Origin of the sequence: Caballeronia temeraria, from assembly GCF_001544795.2 — a bacterium.
GTDB classification, from domain to species: domain Bacteria; phylum Pseudomonadota; class Gammaproteobacteria; order Burkholderiales; family Burkholderiaceae; genus Caballeronia; species Caballeronia temeraria.
Map to the genome: position 1 here is coordinate 309,481 of NZ_FCOI02000005.1, position 22,300 is coordinate 331,780.

The following is a 22,300-nucleotide window of genomic DNA, read 5'->3' on the forward strand; positions in this document are numbered from 1 at the left end:
ACTTCGATCTGACAACCGAAACACGGAGAGAACTGATGAACATCCTGTACAAAGCAACGGCGACGAGCACCGGCGGACGTGATGGCCGCGCGATTTCCTCGGATGAGCAACTTAACGTGAAACTGAGCGCGCCGAAGGAACTGGGCGGATCGGGCGCGGCGGGAACGAATCCCGAGCAGTTGTTCGCCGCCGGCTATTCGGCGTGCTTCCTGTCCGCGATGAAGTTCGTCGCAGGCCAGCAAAAGCGCGCGGTTCCGGCCGACACGACCGTCACCGCCGATGTGGGCGTCGGTCCCAACGATGCAGGCGGTTTCAAGCTCGACATCGAATTGCGCGTTTCGCTCCCCGGCCTCGATGCGACGGAAGCCCACGCGCTGGTGGAAGCCGCACACAAGGTCTGCCCGTACTCGAACGCGACGCGCAATAACGTCGATGTGCGCGTGAAGGTCATCTAAACGAAGCGCGAGCCGAAAAGAAAAATGCCGGCCCGAAGGCCGGCATTTTCAGAACCGCCGTCAATGATCCGGCATTCGCCGGAATCAAAAGCTTAGTTCGACATCCACGCCGGATGACGCGCCACGGCACGCTGGTCCAGCTTCTTCATACGATATTCGAGATCGTAAATGTCGGTGGCTTCGGCGAGATAGGCGTCGTCGCGTGCGCGATCGCGCTGGTCGGCGGACTTCGTCAGAAACAGGAAAATGCGGCTGATCAGGAACATGGTGGGCCTCGCTTGAATACTGGGGTTATTACCTATGAGACCGATTATAGGGTAATCCCTGATCCAACACCAGCCTTTTCCGCTAGAACGCTGATACTAAAGACTAAATTGCAACACTCGAAACGCCGGACACGGCCATCAGGCGACGTACGCGTCGCGTGCAGCCTCGCCCGGACGCCGCTGATGCTTGAAAAATTCCCACATCACCGCCGACGAATCCGGCCCTTTCGATGAATGAAACGCGACAGTGTCGTCGCCGCCCGCCCACGAATGGCCGAGACCGCGCACGATCGAAGTCTTGACGACGCGTCGGCCGCTCTTGACGTAATCCGTGACGACGCCGTCCGGATGCGTCTCTTCGCGCGCCTCGCCCGCCCGGCGATTGCCCGCGGCATCGAGGAAACCATTCAGCCTCAGAAACTGCTTCGTCAGTTGCTCGGCATTCGCAGCCGTCACCACGGAATCCAGTTCGCCGTGCACGATGATCGCCGGCATGCCTGGATAATCGCGGACGTCGACGGCCGCGTCGATCAGCGTGACGGGATCGCTTCGAGCGCCGCGGCGCATGACGTCCATCGCGCCGATAGCCGAGCGCGCTTCGCCGAAAACCACGCCCGAATGCAGGCCGACAGCCGCGAACACGTGCGGATAACGCACGGCGAGCAGCGCCGCGAGTCCCGCGCCGGCGGACATGCCCGCGACATAGACGCGCTCTGGATCCAGATCGTGCTCTTCGATCATCGCGTTCACGAGCGACACCACGGACGCAGCCTCGCCGCCGCCTCCGCCGCCGGAATCGTCATACCAGCGCCAACAGCGATGCGCGTGATCGTGCTTCGACTGCTCCGGGTACAACACGGCGAAACCGTACCGGTCGGCCAGCAGATTGATGCGCGTGCCTTGCGCGAACTCGTCCGCGTTCTGCTTGCAGCCGTGCAGCATCACGACCAGCGGCATCGGTTCCGCGCCGGTTTTCGGCGGCATATAGAGCGCGTACGACAAATGATTGACGAAACGTCCGGTCGTCGGCGGCGCCGAGTGATAGGAGCGCGCCCATTTGCCGCGCGCCCATGCGGACGCACGCGGCCGCACGCGCGATTCGCGCTGCGCGGGACGCGCGCTGGCGCGAGGCGCCGCAGTCGACTTGGCCGACGCACCCGATTTCAGCTTCGATTTGACGGTCTTCGCGCGCGCGGGCTTCGCCGCCGCACGGGGCTTCGGTGCGCGAATCGCTTCGACCTGGCCAGCGACCAGGCGTCTCAAGCCGCGCAGCCAGAGCTTGGTAAGGCTCTTCGACATTCGGCTTTGTCCTCCACATACGTGCAATGAGATGGCGCGGCAAAAAAGCGCGCCGGGTTGTGCATTGCACAATAACACCAAAACGGCGGGGTGGCGTATGTGCCTTGCTTACATATCGGGATGAATTAAGAGCAGTTCAAGAAAATAGCCAAAATTAAACGAAAGTTACGCGATGTAACCGCAACCTGGTTTCAGCAATGTCGTAAAATTCAGTATCTTCCCAAGCGTTATACTGGCGTGGATTTGCGGCGGTTTGTCGAAGCATTCGTATCGACATCATTCCGGCGTAGCCACTGCCGCACTGCAGCAACCTCCATTCCCAAGAAAAACCCATGAACGTGGACCTTTCCGTTTCCACCTGGATTTCCGTGACCGCTCTCGGCAGCGTCGGCGTGATGGGGCCGGTGGCGCTCATCGTCGCTGCCTGGCTCGCCTTAGGCTACCGCTGGAAGTACGCGGGCGCGTGGCTCGCGCTGCTCGGCGCGGCGAGCGGCCTCGTCGCGTTGAGCAAGATTGCTTTCATCGGCTGGGGTATCGGGGTGCGCCATCTCGATTTCACCGGCATCAGCGGACATGCGCTCATGTCCACGGCGGTGCTGCCGGTCGCGATATTCGTCGCGCTGCTGCCCACGCGCGGCGCGGTACGCGCCATCGGCGTTGCGATCGGGCTGTTATTGGGCGTGTGGGTCGGTGTATCGCGGGTCGTGCTCGACGCGCATTCGGTATCGGAAGTGGTGGCGGGCTGTGCGCTCGGCGCGACGGTCGCGCTCGCGTTCGTGTGGTTCGCGTGGCGCGCCGAGTCCGGCAAGCTCGCGCCGGCGCCCGTTGCCGCGAGTCTCGCGGCGGTCGTCGTGGCCTTGCACGGCGTGCCGGTGCCGACTCAACACTGGATCACGGAAATCGCGCTCGGGCTCTCGGGCCACGAGCGTCCGTATGTGCGGGCGAGCTGGAAGGCGAAGGCTTTTCGCGCGCCGGAACGCCGCACGGAACTGCAACCGGACGAACGCACGGCCGCCTGACACGGCCGTCGCGTTCGCGGCATGAACCTTTAGTCGTTCACGCCGATGATCACGCTCGACGCCTTGATCACCGCGACGGCCTTCTGACCTTGCGCGAGACCGAGCGTATCGGCGCTCTGATTCGTGATGATCGCGGTGATCGTCGTGCCGCCGTCGAGCGACAGCGACACTTCCGCGTTCACCGCGCCCTTCGTCACGCTGGCCACCGTGCCGCGCAACTGATTGCGCGCCGACAGCTTCGCGTTCGTGTCTTCCATCAGCATGACCCACGACGCCTTGATGAGCGCGAAGGCATCGCTGCCTTCCTTCAGACCCAGCGACTGCGTGCTTTCGTGCGTGACGACCGCGACGATCGTCTGTCCGCCGGGCAAGCCGAGCTCGATTTCATCGTTGACGGCGCCGCGCGTGACCTTCGTCACCTTCCCGGCCAGTTGATTGCGCGCGCTTGTCTTCATGCCTAGTCTTCCGATCAGTTGCCAGTCGTGGGCGAAGCCTTCGATGGCCGCGCCCGCCCGTTCCAGAAATTTCCGATGCTCGCGCTCGATCGCACCATAGGTGTCGATGAGGCGCAGCGCGGCCGGCGTGAGCGTCGTGCCGCCGCCGCCCTTGCCGCCGGTCGCGCTCATCACGAGCGGCTCGCCGGCAAGGTTGTTCATCGTATCGACGGCGTCCCACGCGCCCTTGTAACTCATGCCGACGGCCTTCGCCGCTGCGGTGATCGATCCCGAGTCGCGAATCGCGGCCAGCAGTGCGATGCGCGCCGAGCCGCCCAGCGTTTCCGTGCCGCTTCGCAGCCAGACGGAACCACCGAGTTTCAGCGGATCGCGCACCTTCGACGGTGCTGTTTTACTCATCTATCGCCTCTGGGATCGTGCTGAAACAATGAACGCGTGACGCATTATATCGATGCCTTCACACGCGGACGATGCATCGAACGAAGCAGCCGCTCGCCTTCCTGCGCGTCCTTGCGCGCCGACGCCGCGCCCCACGCCCGCGCGAAGCCGCGCTGATAATCGCTGGCTTCGGGCAGCGCCGAGAGCCGGTCGGCGGCGACGGCCGCGTCGTTCGCTTCGCCCAGCACCGTCTGCAATGCGCCGAGCAGCTTCGCGGTGTCCGTGCGCGTGCGCCGCGACGTCACCGAGCGGAAGAATTCGAGCGCATAGCGCAGGCGCTTTGCATGGATGCGCACGCGATGCCGCTCGCGCGCTTCGAGCGACACGAGATCGGGCACGCGCGCAATCCGCCGATAGTCCTTGCGGATGCGCTTCCCGGCATACGTGACGAAGTGCATTGGCGCTTCGTCTTCGTGCGATGCAAACCGCGCGAGCCACTCGACGACCGCGAGCGTCAGACGCGCGTGACGCTTCGACGCGAGCGCCTCGCGCGCCAAATCCCGCGCGGCACGGCGCTTCGCATCCGCGGCGGCGATAACGGATTGCCAGCGTTCGGCATCGTCGTCCGATTCGGCGTAGGCGGGCAACGTGCTGTCGGTGAAGACGTCCCAGTCGCGTGCATCGGCGAGCAGGTCGCCGAACCACTTCAGATCGGGTGCGATGCGCGTGTTCCAGGCATCGTCGATATCGCCGGGGAAGAGCTTCAGCAGCGTCTTCAGCCGGCGCTGCGCGACGCGCAACTGATGCACGTGCTCGTCGCCGAGACCCGCTTGCGCAGCCATCGCGTTGCCGAACCACTGCCCGGCCACCGACGACGCAATCGCGACGAACGCTTCGCGGCGCGTCGCCGTGCGCGGCAGATCGAGTTTCGCGGCATGCACGGGTTCCGCGTCGGATCGATGCGCATCGTCCGGCGCGATGAAAAACGGCGCGGCGTCGATCGCCTCGCCCGCGAGCGCGAAGACGGCGTCCAGCGCGCCGTTCACCGATGGCGCCGCGAACCGCAGCATCGGCCGCCCGCCTTCCGCCGTTTCGAGCGCCACGCGAATGTCCGCGCCGCCCGCATCGACGCGCCATTCGATGCGTTCGACCTCGCGCTCGACCTCGGGCGCGCCGTCGTCGAGCGTCGCGGTGCTTTCAGGCGCCACGTCCAGATGCGCTTTCGCGAGCGGCTCGCGCAACGCTTCGTCGACCTCCGCGAACTCGGTCAGCGACGCCTTCAAATCCTCGCCCGCAGGCCGCGCAAAGGTCCGATAGCGTGTAAAGCCGGGCATCGGCCCGCCCTTCTCATGCACGGCGCACAGCGTGCGCGCGCCCGACCGCGTTTCTAGCGACAGCCGCCAACCCGCCGCGTCCAGCGGGACATCGCGCGTTGCGAAGCGCGTGCGGACGGGCGTCACGCCCGCGAATGCGGCGATGCGCTGCAACGCGTCGGCGAGCGTGCCGAACGATCCGCCGTCCGATGGATGCGCCTGCAGCGTCACCTCGATCCACATCGTCATGAAGTCTCCCGGAGCGGTCTCGCGCCGCCCGTCAATTCATACGAAATGACCGTTGTTCGCCGGTTCATGAAATCGACACACGCGCCGGGAAACATGCCCATTTGAACTTCCGAAACGCTTCTCGTCTGCTTTTTCACCTTCAGATACGACCTCGCGCAAGACCAGCCCCAAGGACGCGTTCATGAACCAGATTGCATTTCCCCAATCCCAAGCGGGCCGCACGCTCGGGCAGCGCCTCGCGCTGCTGCTGTTCCTGCTCGCCATCGGCGCGGGCGCGGTGTACTGCGTCCTGCATCTGCTCGAAGACCTCGCGCCCGTGCGCGAATCGTCGGCGTTTCCGTACATCCTGCTCGGCATCGCGCTACTGATCGCGCTCGGCTTCGAATTCGTCAACGGCTTTCACGACACCGCGAACGCCGTCGCCACCGTAATTTACACGCACTCTTTGACGCCAAACTTAGCGGTCGTCTGGTCGGGCGCATGGAATTTCATCGGCGTGCTGATTTCGAGCGGCGCGGTCGCGTTCGGCATCCTGCAATTGCTGCCGGTGGAGCTGATTCTCGGCGTCGGCAGCTCGCAGGGCTTCGCGATGGTCTTCGCGCTCCTGATCGCGGCAATCATCTGGAATCTCGGCACGTGGGCGCTCGGCCTGCCTTCGTCGAGCTCGCATACGCTGATCGGCTCGGTGATCGGCGTCGGCCTCATGAACCAGATGCTGCACGGCACGAACGGCACGTCGGGCGTCGACTGGAGCCAGGCGATGTCCGTCGGCAAGTCGCTGCTGTTCTCGCCGCTGGTCGGCTTCATCCTCGCGGGCTTTCTGCTCTACGTGCTGAAGCTCGTCGTGCGCGTGCCCGCGCTCTACAAGGAGCCGGAGAAGAACACGCCGCCGCCGTTCTGGATTCGCTGCCTGCTGATCCTGACCTGCACGGGCGTGTCGTTCGCGCACGGTTCGAACGATGGCCAGAAAGGCATGGGCCTCATCATGCTGATCCTGATCGGCACCGTGCCGACCGCTTACGCGCTGAACAAGGCGGTGACGGCGAATGAGACGCAGACGTTCGTCGCGGTGAGCCACAGCGCATCGGAAGTGCTGCAGCGTTACAGCAACGGCGCCGCGCCCGCCGCCGACGCGCGTGCGCAAGTCGAAAAATACGTGCAGACGAAGACGCTCGCGCCGGACACGATCGCGTCGCTGAAGAGCGTGGTCGACTCGATCGAATCGCAGATCCGTCCGAATCAGACGATGGCCGAAGTGCCGCAAGGCAACGTCCGCAACGTGCGCAACGAGATGTACATCGCGTCCGAAGCGCTGCGCATCATGGAGAAGCAGAAGGCGCCCGTGTTCTCCAAGGACGATGACGGCGTGCTCAACAACTACAAGAAGCAACTCGACCATGCGACCAAGTTCATTCCGACGTGGGTGAAGGTCGCCGTCGCGGTGGCGCTGGGACTCGGCACGATGGTCGGCTGGAAGCGCATCGTCGTGACGGTCGGCGAGCGTATCGGCAAGACGCATCTGACGTATGGACAAGGCGCGTCGGCGGAACTCGTCGCGATGCTGACCATCGGCGCCGCCGATGCCTACGGCCTGCCGGTCAGCACGACGCACGTGCTGTCCTCAGGCGTCGCGGGCACGATGGCCGCGAACGGCTCCGGCCTGCAATGGCGCACCGTGCGCAGCCTCGCGCTCGCGTGGATTCTGACGCTGCCGGTTTCGATCGCGCTCGCGGGCCTCTTGTTCTGGGCGTTCCGCAGCATCTTCTGATGTTCTGATCCTGCTTACGAGCGGCGCGCGCATCGCCTTCGACGGGCTTTCGCGCGCCGTGCAAGTTTTGCCCACCCTGCCTCGTTTCGCCTCTCCTTTTCGACAATGGTCTGCTCAGGCGCACGTTTCCTCGCGGCGCGGGAAGCCTTGTGCCACGGGCTTTTATGCTCACTGGCACGGCCATTGCTCTACTGCTCACGTCGATCGCAAGACTGATCGTGCCGGCGGCTACGAACCGCCGCTCCCCGGCGCATGACTGTCGATGACAGTTGGGAGGCTGCGCCGGGCGCCGATGCGTCACGCGGTCATTTGAACTAGGAGAAATCGAATGACGATCGGAACCATACTGCTGATCATCCTGATCCTGCTCTTGATCGGCGCCATCCCTTCCTGGCCGCACAGCCGCAGCTGGGGCTACGGGCCGAGCGGGATCGTCGGCGTCGTGCTGGTCGTGGTGATCGTTCTGCTGTTGATGGGACGTTTGTGACCCGTTGTGGCCTCGCGCGGCCGCATTCAGCTGCACAAGAAAAAAGGGGCGCTCCGTCGGGGCGCCCCTTTTTATATGGATGGTGACAGCCGTCAAACACGCATCACTTGCCCGTTCGGCTCGATCTTGCGCGGGATGACCGGCTCGGTCTGCCGCGGCGACGACGATGCCTTCGGATGCGCCGTGACCGGCGATTGATCGATCTGGGCTTTATCGGCGACCTGCTTCACCGATGTCGCGCTCTTGTGCTTTTTCCTGGCCGCCGTCTGCGTGGCCGAATGGGTCTTGCTCTTGCCCTTCACGGGCTGCGCTTCAGGAGGATTCCAGACTTCCGTGTAATGCTCGGCCGCAAAAAGCGACGACGAGCCGATCAGAAGAACAACGATCAGGAATACGCGCTTCAAGTGATTCGCTCCAACGGTTAGTGGCCCGCTCTGCGCGAGAGGATGGCGTCGAGCGTCTGCTCGGATGTTTCCAGCTCGCGCAACGCGGCGTCGAGACGCTCGAGCGAGCGCGCGACGGAGCGCCCGTCATGCACGAGATCCGGCTCGCCTCGCGTGGCGTCGAACGCGGCGTTGACCGCGCGCGTCGCGCGCATGAAACGTTCGAGCGCGGCGGCTTCCAACGGGTCGTTGCGTGGATTCATCGGCAAGCTCCTGTTGCAGACAAGCTGTACGAATATACAGTAAGCCGACGTCGTGGCAAACAAGCGCCGCGTCGCGTGGTGAAAATGCCGAAGCGCCTCTTGACCGCCGCGCCGCGCCGGCTTCGGCTGCGTGCGGCGGCATTTTGTCGCGTGGTGCGGCGGCATCCTTCGCGATTAAGTCGCCCTTAATTCTCCCGTTACACACTCGTCTCGCGATCCGGCTCCATTGCAGCCGTCCACGCCGGACGGCCGAGCCATCACCGAGAGGGAATGTGCCATGCCATCCAATACCGCCGCGCGCCGAAGCGCCTCCAATCTCGCCCCGACGTTGCGCAAGCAATACGCGCTCACACTGCGCGAATGCCGCCTGTCCTTGCCGGTCGAACCGCCGTGGAGCCCGCCTTATCGCATGGTCGAATGGGTGCTGAAGAATGACCAGCGTGTGCAGCGCCGTGTGGTTCCCGCCGATTGCACGCCCTCGCAAATCGCCGATGCGCTCAAATCCCACGTGCCCGGCCGCCGCTACGGCCCGAACGACGAAGAGGACTGATCCGGCGCTGCGAGTAAAAAGTCTCATGGCATGCTTGTATTAATCCAAATGTGGACTAATATACCGTTCAAGTTCCTTTTGAGACTTGATGACATGCCTAACGCCGCACGCGCCGAACCTACGCCGGCCGGCCACCCGGTGCCGCGTCCGGCGCTGGATTCGAGCGATTTGTCCGCCGCCGGCCTGCGCGCCTTTTTCAATATTGCCCGCGACTGGGCGCTATCGGCGGAAGAGCAGATTACGCTGCTGGGCTCGCCGGGGCGCTCCACGTACTTCAAGTGGAAGCATGACCCCGAGTCCGCCCGGCTCGCACGCGACACGCTCGAGCGCCTTTCGCTGATTCTCGGCATCTACAAGGCGCTGCAAATCCTCCTTCCCGATCCCAAAGCCGCCGATACCTGGATTCGCCGCCCCAACGCCGCGCCGCCCTTCGGCGGGCGTCCGGCGCTCGATCGTCTGCTGGCGGGCAATATCAGCGATCTCGTCGCCGTGCGCCAATATCTCGACGCGATGCGAGGCGGCTGGGCGTGATGGGAATCGCTTTCAGCAAGGACGCGCCGAACTGGCGCGAGCGGTGGCCGCATAGCCTGCTCGACTGGTCGCCCGCGTATCGCGTGATTCCCACGCGTTTTCCGGCCGTCAATCTCTTCGATCGCGTCGCATCGCCGCAGGATTTCGAAGCGCTCTATGCGCTGGAAGCCATGACCAACGACCGTCTGCGCACGGAAGTCGGCGAACTCGATCTCGTGCCCGCCGAGGAACGCTGTTTCGGTCCGGGCTGCGGGCCGATCATGGCCGCGTTCACGCATCTGAATCCGGCCGGCAGCCGCTTCTCCGACGGCAGCTACGGCGTGTTCTATTGCGGCCGCGAACGGCAGACGGCGATCGCGGAGACGCGCTATCACTCGGGGCTTTTTCTCGCCGCGACGAACGAAGCGCCGATGCGTCAGCAGATGCGTCTCTACACGGTGATGGCGCACGGCGAAGTCGTCGATCTGCGCGGCGATGCAATCGCGCAGGCGGGCCTCGATCCGCGCATTCTCGCGCCGGACGACTACGGCCCCGGCAAGGCGCTCGGACGCGCGGTGCGGGCGGCGGGCGCGTCGGGGATCGCGTATCCGTCGGTGCGCGATCCGCAAGGCGAATGCCTCGCCGCGTTGCGCACGACGATGCTGCGCGATTGCCGTCACGCGGCGTATCTCGAATACAACTGGAATGGCGAGACGATCGATTACGTGTTCGAGCTGAATCAGGTCGGCTGAACGGGCAAACGTTTCACGCGCCTCGGCCGATCGCCACCGCCGTTTCGGTGCGCGTGCGCGCGAGCTTCTTCGACGCCGGCCGCGCCGCCTTTCTCGCCGGCTTTTTCGCGACCTGCTCAAGCGCCTGCGACGCCGCGCTCTTGCTGCCCGCCTTCAGCGCACCGGCGCGCGCCTTGCGGCTCGATTCGCCGAGCAGCCGGGAGAGTCGCGCATCGCTCGGCGCTGCGCCCTTGCGATTCTTGCGCGCCGCCTCGCGCGTGCGGCGTTTCGCGTCCTTTTCGAGGAAGATGGCAAGCGCGGCCTCGTCGGTCTTGAGTCCGTGACGGCGCGACGCGGGCATCGACTCGGCCAGCTCGCCCGCTTCGAATGCCTCGATCACGGCCGGATGCACATAGCATTTGCGGCACACGGCGGGCGTGTTGCGCAGCAGTTGCGCGACTTCCTTCACCGTGCCGACGACATGCTTGCGCGCCTCGGTCACCGTCTCCCATTGAAGCTTTCTCAGCGCCGCGAGCGCGAACACACTGCCGGCCCACGTGCGATAGTCCTTCGCCGTAAACTCCGCGCCGGTGATCTCGTGCAGATACTCGTTGATGTCGGATGAAGAGACCGAATGACGTTCGCCGTCTTCATCGAGATACTGGAAGAGATCCTGACCCGGCAGATCCATGCAGCGTTTGACGATGCGCGCGACTCGCGCGTCGCTCACGGCGACATCGTGCTCGATGCCGCTCTTGCCGCGAAACCTGAACCGCAACGTTCCCGCCGATACCTTCAGATGGCGTTTTCTCAGCGTCGTCAGTCCGTACGAGCGGTTCTCGCGCGCGTATTCTTCACTGCCGACCCGGATCAGCGTCGTGTCGAGCAGACGCACGACGGTCGCGAGCACCTTGTTGCGCGGCATGCCATCGAGCGACAGATCGCGTGCGACGCGCGAGCGCAGTTTCGGCAGCACCGCGGAAAACGCGAGCATGCGTTCGTACTTGTTGGCGTCGCGGGTTTCGCGCCACTGCGGGTGATAGCGATATTGCTTGCGGCCGCGCGCATCGCGTCCGGTCGCCTGCAGATGGCCGCGCGCGTCCGGGCAAATCCAGACCGCGGTATAGGCGGGCGGAATCGCGAGTGCGTTGATGCGGCGAATCTCGGCTTCGTCGTCGATGCGCTTGCCCTGCGTGTTGAAGTACGCGAACGCGCCGTCGATCCATTCGCGCGTGTAGCCGCGCCGTGAATCGTCGACGTAGCGCAATCCCGGCGGCAAATCTTCCAGGCAACCTTGCACGCCGGCCGTCAGACGGTCGCTGGCCCCGCCGCCTGTCTCGTCGTTCGTTCGGATTCTAGCCACCGTGCGCCTCGCCTGATTGTTCTTCTGTCGATGGCGATGCTTCGAGCAACATGCGTGCCGCGTGATGCGGACGTCACGGCAACGCAAGCTCGCGCGCGCCTTCCGACGAGGCCCAGCGCTCTTTCACGGACCAGCGTTCGTCGGTGCCGGCCTGGACGATCGTCAGCCGGCCTTCCGGCGCAAACGCGCAGGTATCGATGTAAATCTGCGAGCCGATCTGCTTCACCGCGCGCGTCGGCGTATGGCCGCAGTAGGTCGGCGACAGCCCGAACTGCTGGGCCGGGTCCGCATGACCGAGCGCGAGGCCGCGGCCCCACAGAATCTGGTTGCGCACGTCTTCGTGGAAATCGCCGGCATCGAGTTCGGCGTCGTTGCCGAAGAACTCTGCGTGCAGCACGTTGAAGCGCCGCTCGCCCTCGCCGACGATACGCACGAGCGGCAGCGTCGAGAGCCGCGTGGCAAGCGCGGAGAGTTCGTCGTCGGGAACGGTTTCGGCCCACGCGCCGCCGATCGCGTACCAGGACTGCCGCCGCATCGCGCCGGTCGCGACCGAGATCAGCGCATCCTCGTGATTGCCGAGCACCGGAAAGAACCACGGCTTGTCGATGAGATCGATGGCCGCGAGCGAGTCCGTGCCGCGATCGACCAGATCGCCGACGGAAAACAGCCGGTCCCGCGCGCCATCGAAGCCGATTTCGTGCAGAAGATAACGCAGCGCATCGACGCAGCCATGCAGATCGCCGACCACGAAATCGCGGCCGAGATCATTGGCAGGATGCCTGCAGACGATAGGATAGGTAGGACCATTCATGCGTCGATGATAGCGCTGCTCAATGACGCCGTGTGAGGGGTGGATCGCTTTTGCAAGCAATACGCAAGCCGCCACGACACTCGTTACAGCGGCGTTACCGGCGCGCCTGTCCCGCGCGTAAAAAATGCAGCTTACGCCGATCAGGACAGCAGCTATTGCCGCAACGAGTGGACCGTTTTTGCATCGATCGTGGCGCGTGGATCGCCGAAGTGGCGCGTCACGTAATTGCTCAGAACGGCGATCTGCTCGTCCGTGAACTCCGCGGCGAACGCGGGCATCAGCGCGTGCGCATCGCGCGTCGGCCGGTTCACGCCGCGCAGGATGACGAGGACGAGATTGCGCGTCGTCGCCGTGCCGAGCGCGCCGGTCACGCCGTCATGCACGAGCGATGGAAACACCTTGCCGCCCTCGCCCGTCACACCGTGGCAACTGGCGCACGCGTTCGCGTAGAGCCGCGCGCCTTCCGAATCGATCGATGTGACGTCCACGCGCGCCGCCCGGCCGAAGCTCGCCGGCGCGCGCGCGTCCTTCACCGCGATCGGCGGAACGGTGCGCAGATACGCGATCGTCGCGCGCAGATCGGCGGGCGTCAGATACTGCGTGCTCGTCGCGACGACTTCGGCCATCGGTCCGAGCGCGTAGGCGCGGCCAGGCGCGGCGCCCGTCGACAGAAAGCGCAGCAGTTCATCGTCGCGCCATGCGCCGATGCCCGCGATGCGATCCGGCGTCAGATTGCCCGCCTGCCAGCCCGCGACCGTCGCGCCGGCAAGACGTTCGCCGCGCTTCAGCCCGCCGAGCCAGTCGCGCGGCGTATGACACTCGCCGCAATGCCCGAGCCCTTCGACGAGATACGCGCCGCGATTCCACTCCGCGCTCTTAGACGCATCGGGCACGAAGCGTCCCCGCGAAAAGTTGACGAGATTCCACAGCGCCATCAGCCAGCGCTGATCGAACGGAAACGAAAGCGTGTTGCGCGGCGTCACGGCGCGCACGGGCGGCACGGTCGCGAGAAAGGCGCGCATCGCGAGGAGATCGGCGTCGGACAGCAGCGTGTAAGACGTGTACGGAAACGCGGGATAAAGCCGCTCGCCGTTTCTGCCGATGCCCTCGCGCATCGCGCGGATGAACTGCGCATCGGTCCATGCGCCGATGCCCGTTTCGCGATCGCTCGTGATGTTCGGCGCGAACACGTTGCCGAACGGCGTCGTGATGGGCCGGCCGCCCGCGAACGGCCGCGCGGGATCGGCGGTGTGGCAGTTCATGCAGCCGCCCGCGCGCACGAGATAGTCGCCCTGCCCGATTTTGGTTTGCGCGTTGGCCGCGCCGAGCGCGCCCGTCAGCAGGACGATCAGGCACGCGAGCCGCGCCCTCATCGCAGTGACGCTTCGATCGTGCCGGCGAGCCGCAGCGACAACGCCGCGATCGTCAGCGTGCAGTTGGCCGAGCCGCCCGCGGGCATCACCGCGCTTCCGGCGATGAACAGGTTCGGATGATCGTGCGCACGGCATTCGGCATCGACGACGGAATCGCGCGCATCGCGGCCCATGATCGCCGTGCCCATGATGTGGCTGCTCGCGCCGGGCGTATCGTTGTATTCGATTTCCGTGCCCTCGAAAATCCCGGCGATGCGCTCGAACTGCGCGTGCGTATCGGCGGCGCTTTTGCGCACGTAATCGTCGATCGAATACGCGATCTCCGGGCGCGGCAAGCCGAGCGCATCCTTCTGCGCCGACAACATCACGCGATTTTCACTCGACGGCAGTTGCTCGTGAAAGCTGCCGAACGTGAGCCTGCGCGCGCATTGCTCGCGAATCTGCCGATCGAGTTCGCCGCCCGTCAGCCCTTTGCCGAGCAGGTTCCAGGTGACGGCGAGCGTCGGCGCGGCGTTCGACAGATGCAGCTTCTTCGCCGACTGCTGCGCGCGAAACGGCCCGTCGCGGAAATCGACGATCGACGACATTTCCACCGGCCCGCGCCCCGGCCACAACGCTTCATTGGCGAGGAAGTTGACGCTCGTGCCGGGATGATCCATCAGATTGCGCCCGACCTGATCCGAGCCGTTCGCGATGCCCTTCGGAAAGCGCGCCGACGTCGACATTAAAAGCAGCTTCGGCGTCTCGATACCGTTTGCCGCGATCACGAAGCGCTTGCCGGTCACGCGCGTCGAGAGGCCGTTCGGGTCCTTGCAGTGAATCGCGACGATCTCGCCGCGATCGTTCGCCTCGATGCGATACGCGAGCGCCTGCGCGATGAGCGTCGCGCCCGCGCCCTCGGCCTTGTCGGCGTGCGTCGCGCCGTTGTAGAGCGCGCCGATCGGGCAGATCGGCATGCAATTGTTGTTGCCGCAGCACGCGGGGCGCGCGTCGTACGGACGGCTGTTGCGCGCCATCGGCTCGGGCACCACGCGATACGACTGCGCGCCGAGCACTTCGGCGACGCGATGATCCATCCACGAGAGCGGCAGCGCGTTCATCGGATACGGCGTCGAGCGCGGCGAGCCGAGATCGATGTCCGGGCCCGCCACGCCCAGCTCCGCTTCGGCCTGACCGTACCAGGGTTCGAGCGTCTCGTAGGGAAACGGCCAGTCGCGCCCGACGCCGTACAGCGTCTTCAGGCGAAAGTCCGAGGGCAAAAGACGCCACGCGGCGCCCGCCCAATGCCACGTCGTGCCGCCGACGAGCCGCAGATATTGCGGCCGATACGGCGTCGCGCCGCGATCGATCAGATACGCGCCGGGATTCATCGGCTCGGGGCGCGGCGCATGACGCAGCAGCGGATACGGCGCGCAGAGATCGCGCTTGTCGACGGCGCGGCGAAAGTTCTCGACGATCTGCCAGCGCGCGAGACGCGGCCCGGCTTCGAGCAGGATCACCGACGCGCCCGCTTTCGCCAGCCGATACGCGACGAGACTGCCCGCCACGCCCGATCCAACGACCACGACATCCGCCGAAGTGGAACCCGCCATGCACCGTGCCCTTGTCTTGAGTTGCGTGCGCGGCGCTCAGGGCTTCTTCGCCCAGTCGGCCGGCTCGCCGCGGCAGTATGAGGGAATCGTGAGCATGTCGCCGACGGGATCGAACATCAGTGCGCGTTCGAACGCAACGACCTCGACATGCGGCGGCTCGCCGGCGACGCCGAGATACCATGCGCGCATCACGCTGCCGACGGTTTTGGCGAGCTCGGGACGCGTGGCGTCGAGCGCGGCGGTGATGATGTCGGTCGGCGTGCCGCCGTGCGTCGCGAGCCATTTGCCGAGCGCGGCGATCTTCGCGTCGAAACCGGCGTCGTTGCGGGCGAGCGCCGCGTGCACGCGTTCGGCGAGCAGCGGATCGAAACTCGCGCGGCCGGTGAGTTTCATCGATACGGCGAGGAACGCGTCGAGTCCGGTCGCCCGCGTCTGCTGGGCGCGCGAGGCCGGCAACGCCAGCGCGAGCGATGCGCAGGCGCCCGCCATGATTCCCCTTCGCATCGCAAACGACGTCATGTGAGGCGCCTCACCTTGTTGAAAGGCAATGAAGCAATAATCGCAGCGTCGGGCGATGCCTGCCTCACATGCGGATAAAAACCCAATGAAGCACATTTTCCCGCCGGTCCTGCGCAACCGGCCGCGCGCGCTGATCGGTCTTGTGGTTGGTTGCGTCGTCGCCGCTTTGGTTCCGGCGCATGTGCGGCCGACCGCGCGCGCACTCATCGGCTGGGACTCGGCCGTGTGGCTCTACCTCGCGCTCATTTGGGTGAAGATGGCCTCCGCGCGCCAGAGCGACGTGCAGGAACTCGCCGAGCGCGAGGACGAAAACGCCGCGACCGTGCTGATGGTCGTGAGCGTCGCGGCGATTGCGAGCATCGTGGCGATCGTCGTCGAGCTGTCGACGGCGAAGCACATGGGCGCCGGCGCGGTGCTGCATTACGTGATCACCGGCGCGACAATGCTCGGCGCCTGGTTCCTCATTCCGACGATGTTCACGCTCCACTACGCGCGCCACTATTATCAGTCGCCGGACAACGATACCGCGCTCAGGTTTCCCGACCGCCATCTGAAGCCGGGTTACTGGGACTTCCTCTACTTCTCCTTCACCATCGCGGTCGCGTCGCAGACCGCCGACATCGCGCTTGCATCGACGTCGGTGCGCCGCACGGCGCTCGCGCAATCGGTCCTGTCGTTCTTCTTCAATCTCGCGGTGCTCGGGCTCTCGATCAACATCGCCGCGAGCATGGTCGGCGGCTGAAACGACGCTGTCACCCGCGCGCCATAAGCTCATCGGACGCGCCATGTAAAAACGCGGCGCGCGCCGCTGTCAGTTTTACACGCGGCACGTTCGTGCCTTTTCTCGCGTTGCCGGATGCGTGCGCCGGCGGTCTCGTCGTGCCATAGGCGGAAATGAACGTGCTGCAGCGCACACACGTCCCCGGCCAGTGGCACAGCGATTGCTGCAATGCGCCAGCCAATCAGAAGAAACCCGATCAGCACTCGCACGCGCGGCCTCCCGCCCGCGCGTCCGGCTTGCACAGGAGCCCATTTTGCCTTTGAACGTTCTGCTGGTCGCATCCGAAGCCGTCCCGCTCGCCAAGACCGGCGGACTCGGCGACATGGTCAGCGCCTATGCTGCCGCGCTGCGCGAAGCCGGCGTCGATGCCACCATCCTGCTTCCCGCCTATCCGAACGCCATCGCCCAGGCGGAAGGCCTGAGCAAGGTCGGCACGCTCGCCGGCCTGCCCGGCGGCGACGCGACGCTCTTGCGCGGCCGCATGCCCGACACCGGCGTGCCGGTTCTGCTGCTGCGCTGCGACACGCTCTATGCGCGCGACGGGCTGTATCAGGACGAGCAGGGCCGCGACTATCAGGACAATGCGATTCGCTTCGCCACGCTGTCGGCCGCCGCGGTCCGGATCGCGCAGGGCGTGCGCGGCGTGAAGAAGCCCGACATCGTGCACGCGCACGACTGGCACACGGGCCTCACGCCGCTCCTCATGAAGCACGCCGGCGTGCACGCAAAGAGCGTATTCACGATCCACAATCTCGCATTCCAGGGCAACTACGCGCTCTCGCTTGGTGCGTCGCTCGGCGTGCCCGGGAAATGGCTCGTGCATGCGTTCGAAGATTCGCAGAGCATCGAGTTCTACGGCGCGTTGAGTCTGATGAAAGCGGGCATCGTGCATGCCGATCGCATCACGACCGTCTCCCAGACTTACGCGCGCGAAATCCTCACGCCGCGCTTCGGTCATCTGATGGAAGGCGTGCTGCAAAGCTGCGCCGGCAAGCTGTCGGGTGTCGTCAACGGCATCGACGAAACAACGTGGAATCCCGCCGTGGATCCGCTCATCGAACGCAACTATTCGTTCGACGATATGCGCGGCAAGCACGCCTGCAAGCGCACGCTGCAACGCATGTTCGGCCTGCCCGTCGATCCGTTCGCGCCGCTCATGGCGATCGGCAGCCGCATGACCGGTCAGAAGCTCGCCGATGTCGCGCTCGAAGCGTTGCCGCGTCTACTCGCGCGACATCCGCGTCTGCAACTCGCGGTGATCGGCAAGGGCGAGGCGTACATCGAAGCCGGGTTCAGGAAGCTCGCGCAGGAATGGCCGGATCGCGTGGGCGTGTATATCGGATATGACGAGCGGCGCGCACATGCACTGCACGCGGGCGCGGACATTCTTCTGCACGGCAGCCGCTTCGAGCCGTGCGGCCTCACGCAGATGTACGCGATGCGTTACGGCACGCTGCCGGTCGCATCGCGCGTGGGCGGTCTCGCCGACACGATCGTCGATGCGGCGCAAAACGAGTTGCACGGCATGCGCGACGTGCTGCGTCCATCGGTTTGGCTGCGCGACGGCACGCACGACATGCCGGTCGCGGCGATCCCCGCGCCGCGCGCCTCGCACGCGCCCACCGGCTTTCTCTTCGACGGCGAACGCGCGGACGATATCGTCAACGCCGCAAGCCGCGCGCTCGATGCCTACATGCGCCCGCAAGTGTGGCGCGCGTTGCAGCGCAACGCGATGTCGTGCGATTTCGGATGGAACGAAGCCGTGACGGCGATGGTCGCACTGTACGTCGGCCTGAGCGACGCGCGTCCGAGCCGCACCGCATTGCGTGCGCGCCGCGCGGCCGATGTCATGCAGACGCCCGCGCTCGCGCAGGACGCGCAGTCGCTTGCGCGCACTGCCTGAGCACGCCGGCGGCAGATATCCGGCAGTTGTTCCATAGTAGTGCCTCGATGTAGCCGACCGGGCGCGGCACGCAACGTGCTGCCCCGCCCCATGCGGCTCTAAGAAAATCACTTGGGGACCGTGGCGCCCACCGTGAGCGCAGTAAGCGCTCGATGCACGGTGCATCGCGACAACGCGGCCAGGCAGGCGTCGATTCGAGCGGCGCCAGGGTGTAATCTGAGTTCCGCCTGAGAGTCCGCGCGATTCGTGACGCGCGGACCAGCTCTTCAGCCAGTTTGGCCCGTGAGCGTGATCGCGATCGATGCCCGCATCCCCGCCACCGCAGGACGACTCTGGAAAAGACGAACGATGGAAAACCATCAAGCTCCTCATGCGTATGCGCCACGTATCTATTTCATCGATCCCCTTCTCGTCGGCCCGCTCGCGAACTGGCCCGCCCAGTTCGAGCACGCGGCCGGCCTCGGCTTCGATCACGTCCTGATCGGCTCGCCGTTCGTGCCCGGCAGCAACGGGCATCGCGAGGCGGTCGCGGATCATCATCGGCTGCACCCTGTCTTCGAATCCGATGCGAGCGCATCCGACGGCCTGCGCCAGCTCGCCGACGCGGCGAAACAGCACAAGCTGACGCTGCTCGTCGATATCGTGATCGATCGCGTGAGCGCCGAAGGCGGTCTCTATCAGGAGAACAGACACTGGTTCCAGCCGTTCGAGAGCGCCGATGCGCGCCTCGATCCGCGCAAGCCGCCGCGTCAGCGCGATGTCGCCTGGGCGAACTTCGCCGATGGCGAGGCCGCGCATCATCTGACCGAATGGTGGGCGCGCGAGCTGAACCTGCTCGCCGATGCGGGCGTCGGCGGCTTTCGCTTCGATTCGCCGGACGCGGTGCCCGCGCACGTGTGGCGCAGGCTCGGCGCGGCGGTGCGCGAGAAGCATCTGGAGACCCGCTGGCTCGCATGGACCGTCGGCGTCACGCGGCATGATCTGCATGGTCTCGCCGATGCCGGATTCGACGCGGTGTTCGCCTCGACGCGCTGGTGGGACTTCAAGAGCGCATGGCTCTTCGACGAGCACGCGGCGCTCGCGCGCATCGCATCGCCGGTCACGTTTCCGGAAGACCCGTTCGGCGCGCGGCTCATCAGCGATCTCGCCGATACGAGCGACACGGCGCTCGTCGAACGCGCGTACACCCGCGCCCTCGACACGGCCGCCGCGCTCGGCACCGGCATCATGGTGCCGATGGGCTTCGAGTACGGCGTCGCCCTGCCGATGTCGCCGCAATACGGCGTCGCGGCGGAGTACGAGCGCGCGAAGAACGAGAAGCGCATCGACCTCACGGCGCGCATCCGGCGCGCGAACGAGTTGCAGCGCAATGTCGGCACGCTCGCGAGCGTGGGCGAACTGCGCGCGCTGACGGGCGCGGGCACGCCGTACGCCGCGCTCATTCGCGCCGATGGCGGCGATCTGCGCAACAGCAACGACGCCGTGCTCGCCGTGATCAATCCCGATCTCGTCGCGCCCGTGCATGTCGATACACTGCATCTGCTCGAATCGGTGCCGGGCAACTACACGCGTTTCGCGCTCATCGACGATACGATGGGCAAGCCCGAGCGCCTCGCGCCCTTCACGCTCAAGGCGGGCGAAGTGCGCCTGTATCGCGCGGAAGCCGAGCCGTTCATCCTGCTCGCGCAGCCGCAGGTGAAGCGCGGCGCGAAAGCCGCCGACAAGAAGTCCGTCGCCGAGGCGATCGCCGCGCCGCGCGTGTCGATCGAAAGCGTGACGCCGTCCGTCGATCATGGGCGCTTCCCGGCGAAGCGCATCGTCGGCGAGGCGGTGGAAATTCAGGCCGCGATCTTCGCGGAAGGTCACGACAAGATCGCCGCCGCCGTGCAATGGCGCGCCGCCGACGAAACCGGCTGGCACGAAGCGCCGATGCGCGCCGTGCAGCCCGCCGGCCTCGATCTCTGGAGCACGCGCATTCCGCTCGAGCGCGTGGGCCGTCACGAGTTCGTCGTGATGGCGTGGCGCGACGATTACGCGTCGCTCGTCGATCACATGCAGAAGAAGCTGAAGGCCGGGCAGACGGTGGAACTCGAAGTCGAGGAAGCGAAGCATCTGTTCGCGCTGATCCTTGCCGAAGTGAAGACCGCCGACGATGCCGACAGCGACAGCGCGCCGCTCGAAGCGATCGTCAAGGAATTCACGAAGGCCAACGACGCGCGCAAGCTCGAACTCGTGCTCGCGAGCGCGACCGCGAAGGCGGTGGCGGCGGCGCGGCATCGCCCGTTCCTGTCGCGCGATCCGGTGGTGTATCGCGTGGATTCGGAACGCGCCGCCGCACGCTTCGCGAGCTGGTACGAGATCTTCCCGCGTTCGATGAGCGACGACGTGAATCGTCACGGCACGTTCATCGACGTGATCGGCAAGCTGCCGCGCATCCGCGAGATGGGCTTCGACGTGCTCTATTTCCCGCCGATCCATCCAATCGGCATTGCGAATCGCAAAGGCAAGAACAATACGCTGACCGCACAGCCGGGCGATGTCGGCAGTCCCTACGCGATCGGCGGCAAGGAAGGCGGCCACGATGCGCTGCATCCCGAGCTCGGCAATCTCGACGACTTCAAGCGCATGCTCGAAGCCGCGCACGAACACGGGCTCGAAATCGCGCTCGACTTCGCGGTGCAATGCTCGCCGGATCATCCGTGGCTCAAGGAGCATCCGACATGGTTCGCGTGGCGTCCCGACGGCACGCTGCGTTATGCGGAGAATCCGCCGAAGAAGTATCAGGACATCGTGAATCCGGACTTCTACGCGAAAGACGCGAAACCCGAATTGTGGCTCGCGCTGCGCGACGTGTTTTTGCACTGGATCGCGGCGGGCGTGCGCATCTTCCGCGTCGATAACCCGCATACGAAGCCGTTTCCGTTCTGGGAATGGGTGATCGGCGACGTGCGCGCGCGTCATCCCGATGTGATCTTCCTCGCCGAGGCGTTCACACGGCCGCGCGTGATGAATCGCCTCGCAAAGCTCGGTTTCTCGCAGTCGTACACGTACTTCACGTGGCGCGAGAGCAAGCGCGATTTTCTGGAGTACATGCACGATCTCACGCAGACGGATGCGAAGGAATTCTTCCGCCCGAACTTCTTCGTGAATACGCCCGACATCAATCCGCGCTTCCTGCAAAGCTCGGGACGCCCCGGCTTCGTGATTCGCGCGGCGCTGGCCGCGACCTTATCTGGATTGTGGGGCGTGTATAGCGGCTTCGAGCTGTGCGAATCGGCGGCGCTGCCGAACAGCGAAGAGTATCTGGACTCCGAGAAGTACGAGCTGAAGGCGTGGGACTGGAACCGGCCCGGCAACATCGTGACCGAGATCACGGCGCTCAATCGCATTCGCCGCGCGAATCCCGCCTTGCAGACGCATCTGGGCATCAACTTCCTGCCCGCGCATAACGATCACATCCTGTTCTTCGAGAAGGCGAATGCATCGCGCGACAACGTGGTGCTCGTCGCGATCAATCTCGATCCGTTCAACGAGCAGGGCGCCGATGTCGAACTGCCATGGCAGACGCTCGAACGCTGGGGCGTGCACGAGTCGGATGCGATCGCGGTCGAGGATCAGGTGACAGGCGAAAAATTCGAATGGCGCGGCAGGCGTCAGCATGTGCGGCTCGATCCGCATTCGCTGCCCTTCGCGATCTGGCGCATATCGCCGACGTGGGGCCTGCCGAAGCCGCAGCCAGCCGGAGAAGGATGAATCCTGAGCAACGAACGAGAGCACACCAATAACAAGGGCGAATAGCCAGGCATTGGCCCATAAGGACATTGGAGCGAAA

Annotated in this window: 21 protein-coding genes; 10 read left to right on the forward strand and 11 right to left on the reverse strand. The window is 65.3% G+C overall.

Annotated elements, in window-relative coordinates; translation table 11 throughout:
- Positions 1–35 precede the first annotated feature (35 nt).
- Positions 36–455 carry an organic hydroperoxide resistance protein gene (locus tag AWB76_RS10695; protein WP_061160106.1) on the forward strand — a complete coding sequence of 140 codons (420 nt, stop codon included), beginning with the start codon at positions 36–38 and terminating at the stop codon, positions 453–455.
- 92 nt (positions 456–547) lie between these two features.
- Here AWB76_RS10695 and AWB76_RS38765 read toward each other — a convergent pair whose 3' ends face one another.
- Together AWB76_RS38765 and AWB76_RS10700 are read right to left on the reverse strand one after the other, a co-directional pair.
- Positions 548–721, reverse strand: coding sequence for a DUF3563 family protein (locus AWB76_RS38765; RefSeq protein WP_064506473.1), 174 nt, complete (start codon positions 719–721; stop codon positions 548–550).
- A 138-nt stretch (positions 722–859) separates the two neighbouring features.
- Positions 860–2,020, reverse strand: coding sequence for an extracellular catalytic domain type 1 short-chain-length polyhydroxyalkanoate depolymerase (locus AWB76_RS10700; protein WP_061160107.1), 1,161 nt, complete (start codon positions 2,018–2,020; stop codon positions 860–862).
- 332 nt (positions 2,021–2,352) lie between these two features.
- Between AWB76_RS10700 and AWB76_RS10705 the strand changes: the two genes are divergently transcribed.
- A complete protein-coding gene (locus AWB76_RS10705; protein WP_061160108.1) occupies positions 2,353–3,039 on the forward strand; it encodes a phosphatase PAP2 family protein in 687 nt (228 codons plus the stop codon).
- Positions 3,040–3,068: 29 nt separating this feature from the next.
- Here the strand turns inward: AWB76_RS10705 and AWB76_RS10710 are convergent, their stop codons facing one another.
- Together AWB76_RS10710 and AWB76_RS10715 are read right to left on the reverse strand one after the other, a co-directional pair.
- The gene (locus AWB76_RS10710) at positions 3,069–3,893 is read right to left on the reverse strand and encodes a TOBE domain-containing protein (RefSeq protein WP_061160109.1); all 825 of its coding nucleotides are present in this window, start codon (positions 3,891–3,893) and stop codon (positions 3,069–3,071) included.
- A 44-nt stretch (positions 3,894–3,937) separates the two neighbouring features.
- A complete protein-coding gene (locus AWB76_RS10715; RefSeq protein ID WP_061160110.1) occupies positions 3,938–5,434 on the reverse strand; it encodes a CHAD domain-containing protein in 1,497 nt (498 codons plus the stop codon).
- Between the two features lie 181 nt (positions 5,435–5,615).
- Here AWB76_RS10715 and AWB76_RS10720 point away from each other — a divergent pair, with 181 nt between their 5' ends.
- Together AWB76_RS10720 and AWB76_RS38770 are read left to right on the forward strand one after the other, a co-directional pair.
- A complete protein-coding gene (locus AWB76_RS10720) occupies positions 5,616–7,202 on the forward strand; it encodes an inorganic phosphate transporter (protein ID WP_061160111.1) in 1,587 nt (528 codons plus the stop codon).
- A 328-nt stretch (positions 7,203–7,530) separates the two neighbouring features.
- Positions 7,531–7,689, forward strand: a complete 159-nt coding sequence (locus AWB76_RS38770) for a DUF3309 family protein (RefSeq protein ID WP_064506474.1) — start codon at positions 7,531–7,533, stop codon at positions 7,687–7,689.
- A gap of 92 nt (positions 7,690–7,781) precedes the next feature.
- On the opposite strand, the gene AWB76_RS10725 is transcribed toward AWB76_RS38770, so the two are convergent.
- Positions 7,782–8,093: a hypothetical protein gene (locus AWB76_RS10725; RefSeq protein ID WP_061160112.1), complete on the reverse strand. Its 312-nt coding sequence runs from the start codon at positions 8,091–8,093 to the stop codon at positions 7,782–7,784.
- Between the two features lie 17 nt (positions 8,094–8,110).
- Positions 8,111–8,335 carry a hypothetical protein gene (locus AWB76_RS10730; protein ID WP_061160193.1) on the reverse strand — a complete coding sequence of 75 codons (225 nt, stop codon included), beginning with the start codon at positions 8,333–8,335 and terminating at the stop codon, positions 8,111–8,113.
- A 277-nt stretch (positions 8,336–8,612) separates the two neighbouring features.
- Between AWB76_RS10730 and AWB76_RS10735 the strand changes: the two genes are divergently transcribed.
- From AWB76_RS10735 to AWB76_RS10745, 3 genes are all read left to right on the forward strand, one after another.
- Complete coding sequence (locus AWB76_RS10735) at positions 8,613–8,885, forward strand: DUF2866 domain-containing protein (protein ID WP_061160113.1); 273 nt, start codon at positions 8,613–8,615, stop codon at positions 8,883–8,885.
- A gap of 93 nt (positions 8,886–8,978) precedes the next feature.
- Complete coding sequence (locus AWB76_RS10740) at positions 8,979–9,416, forward strand: MbcA/ParS/Xre antitoxin family protein (RefSeq protein ID WP_061160114.1); 438 nt, start codon at positions 8,979–8,981, stop codon at positions 9,414–9,416.
- Positions 9,416–10,147, forward strand: coding sequence for an RES family NAD+ phosphorylase (locus tag AWB76_RS10745; protein WP_061160115.1), 732 nt, complete (start codon positions 9,416–9,418; stop codon positions 10,145–10,147). Before AWB76_RS10740 ends, AWB76_RS10745 begins: the two co-directional genes overlap by 1 nt.
- A gap of 13 nt (positions 10,148–10,160) precedes the next feature.
- Here the strand turns inward: AWB76_RS10745 and AWB76_RS10750 are convergent, their stop codons facing one another.
- From AWB76_RS10750 to AWB76_RS10770, 5 genes are all read right to left on the reverse strand, one after another.
- On the reverse strand, positions 10,161–11,489 hold the full coding sequence (locus AWB76_RS10750; protein WP_061160116.1) for a DNA topoisomerase IB: 1,329 nt from the start codon (positions 11,487–11,489) through the stop codon (positions 10,161–10,163).
- A 73-nt stretch (positions 11,490–11,562) separates the two neighbouring features.
- Positions 11,563–12,300, reverse strand: a complete 738-nt coding sequence (locus tag AWB76_RS10755) for a metallophosphoesterase (RefSeq protein ID WP_096031278.1) — start codon at positions 12,298–12,300, stop codon at positions 11,563–11,565.
- A gap of 152 nt (positions 12,301–12,452) precedes the next feature.
- Positions 12,453–13,673: a c-type cytochrome gene (locus AWB76_RS10760; RefSeq protein ID WP_061160118.1), complete on the reverse strand. Its 1,221-nt coding sequence runs from the start codon at positions 13,671–13,673 to the stop codon at positions 12,453–12,455.
- Positions 13,670–15,265 carry a GMC family oxidoreductase gene (locus AWB76_RS10765; protein WP_061160119.1) on the reverse strand — a complete coding sequence of 532 codons (1,596 nt, stop codon included), beginning with the start codon at positions 15,263–15,265 and terminating at the stop codon, positions 13,670–13,672. Before AWB76_RS10765 ends, AWB76_RS10760 begins: the two co-directional genes overlap by 4 nt.
- Positions 15,266–15,301: 36 nt before the next feature.
- On the reverse strand, positions 15,302–15,784 hold the full coding sequence (locus AWB76_RS10770; protein WP_061160120.1) for a sugar dehydrogenase complex small subunit: 483 nt from the start codon (positions 15,782–15,784) through the stop codon (positions 15,302–15,304).
- An 85-nt stretch (positions 15,785–15,869) separates the two neighbouring features.
- Here AWB76_RS10770 and AWB76_RS10775 point away from each other — a divergent pair, with 85 nt between their 5' ends.
- The 3 genes from AWB76_RS10775 to AWB76_RS10785 all read left to right on the forward strand — a co-directional run bounded on the left by AWB76_RS10775 (position 15,870) and on the right by AWB76_RS10785 (position 22,221).
- Positions 15,870–16,526, forward strand: coding sequence for a DUF1345 domain-containing protein (locus AWB76_RS10775; protein ID WP_061160121.1), 657 nt, complete (start codon positions 15,870–15,872; stop codon positions 16,524–16,526).
- 292 nt (positions 16,527–16,818) lie between these two features.
- On the forward strand, positions 16,819–18,468 hold the full coding sequence (gene glgA / locus AWB76_RS10780) for a glycogen synthase GlgA (protein ID WP_061160122.1): 1,650 nt from the start codon (positions 16,819–16,821) through the stop codon (positions 18,466–18,468).
- A gap of 348 nt (positions 18,469–18,816) precedes the next feature.
- The gene (locus AWB76_RS10785) at positions 18,817–22,221 is read left to right on the forward strand and encodes a maltotransferase domain-containing protein (protein ID WP_063936325.1); all 3,405 of its coding nucleotides are present in this window, start codon (positions 18,817–18,819) and stop codon (positions 22,219–22,221) included.
- The last annotated feature ends 79 nt before the right edge of the window (positions 22,222–22,300 follow it).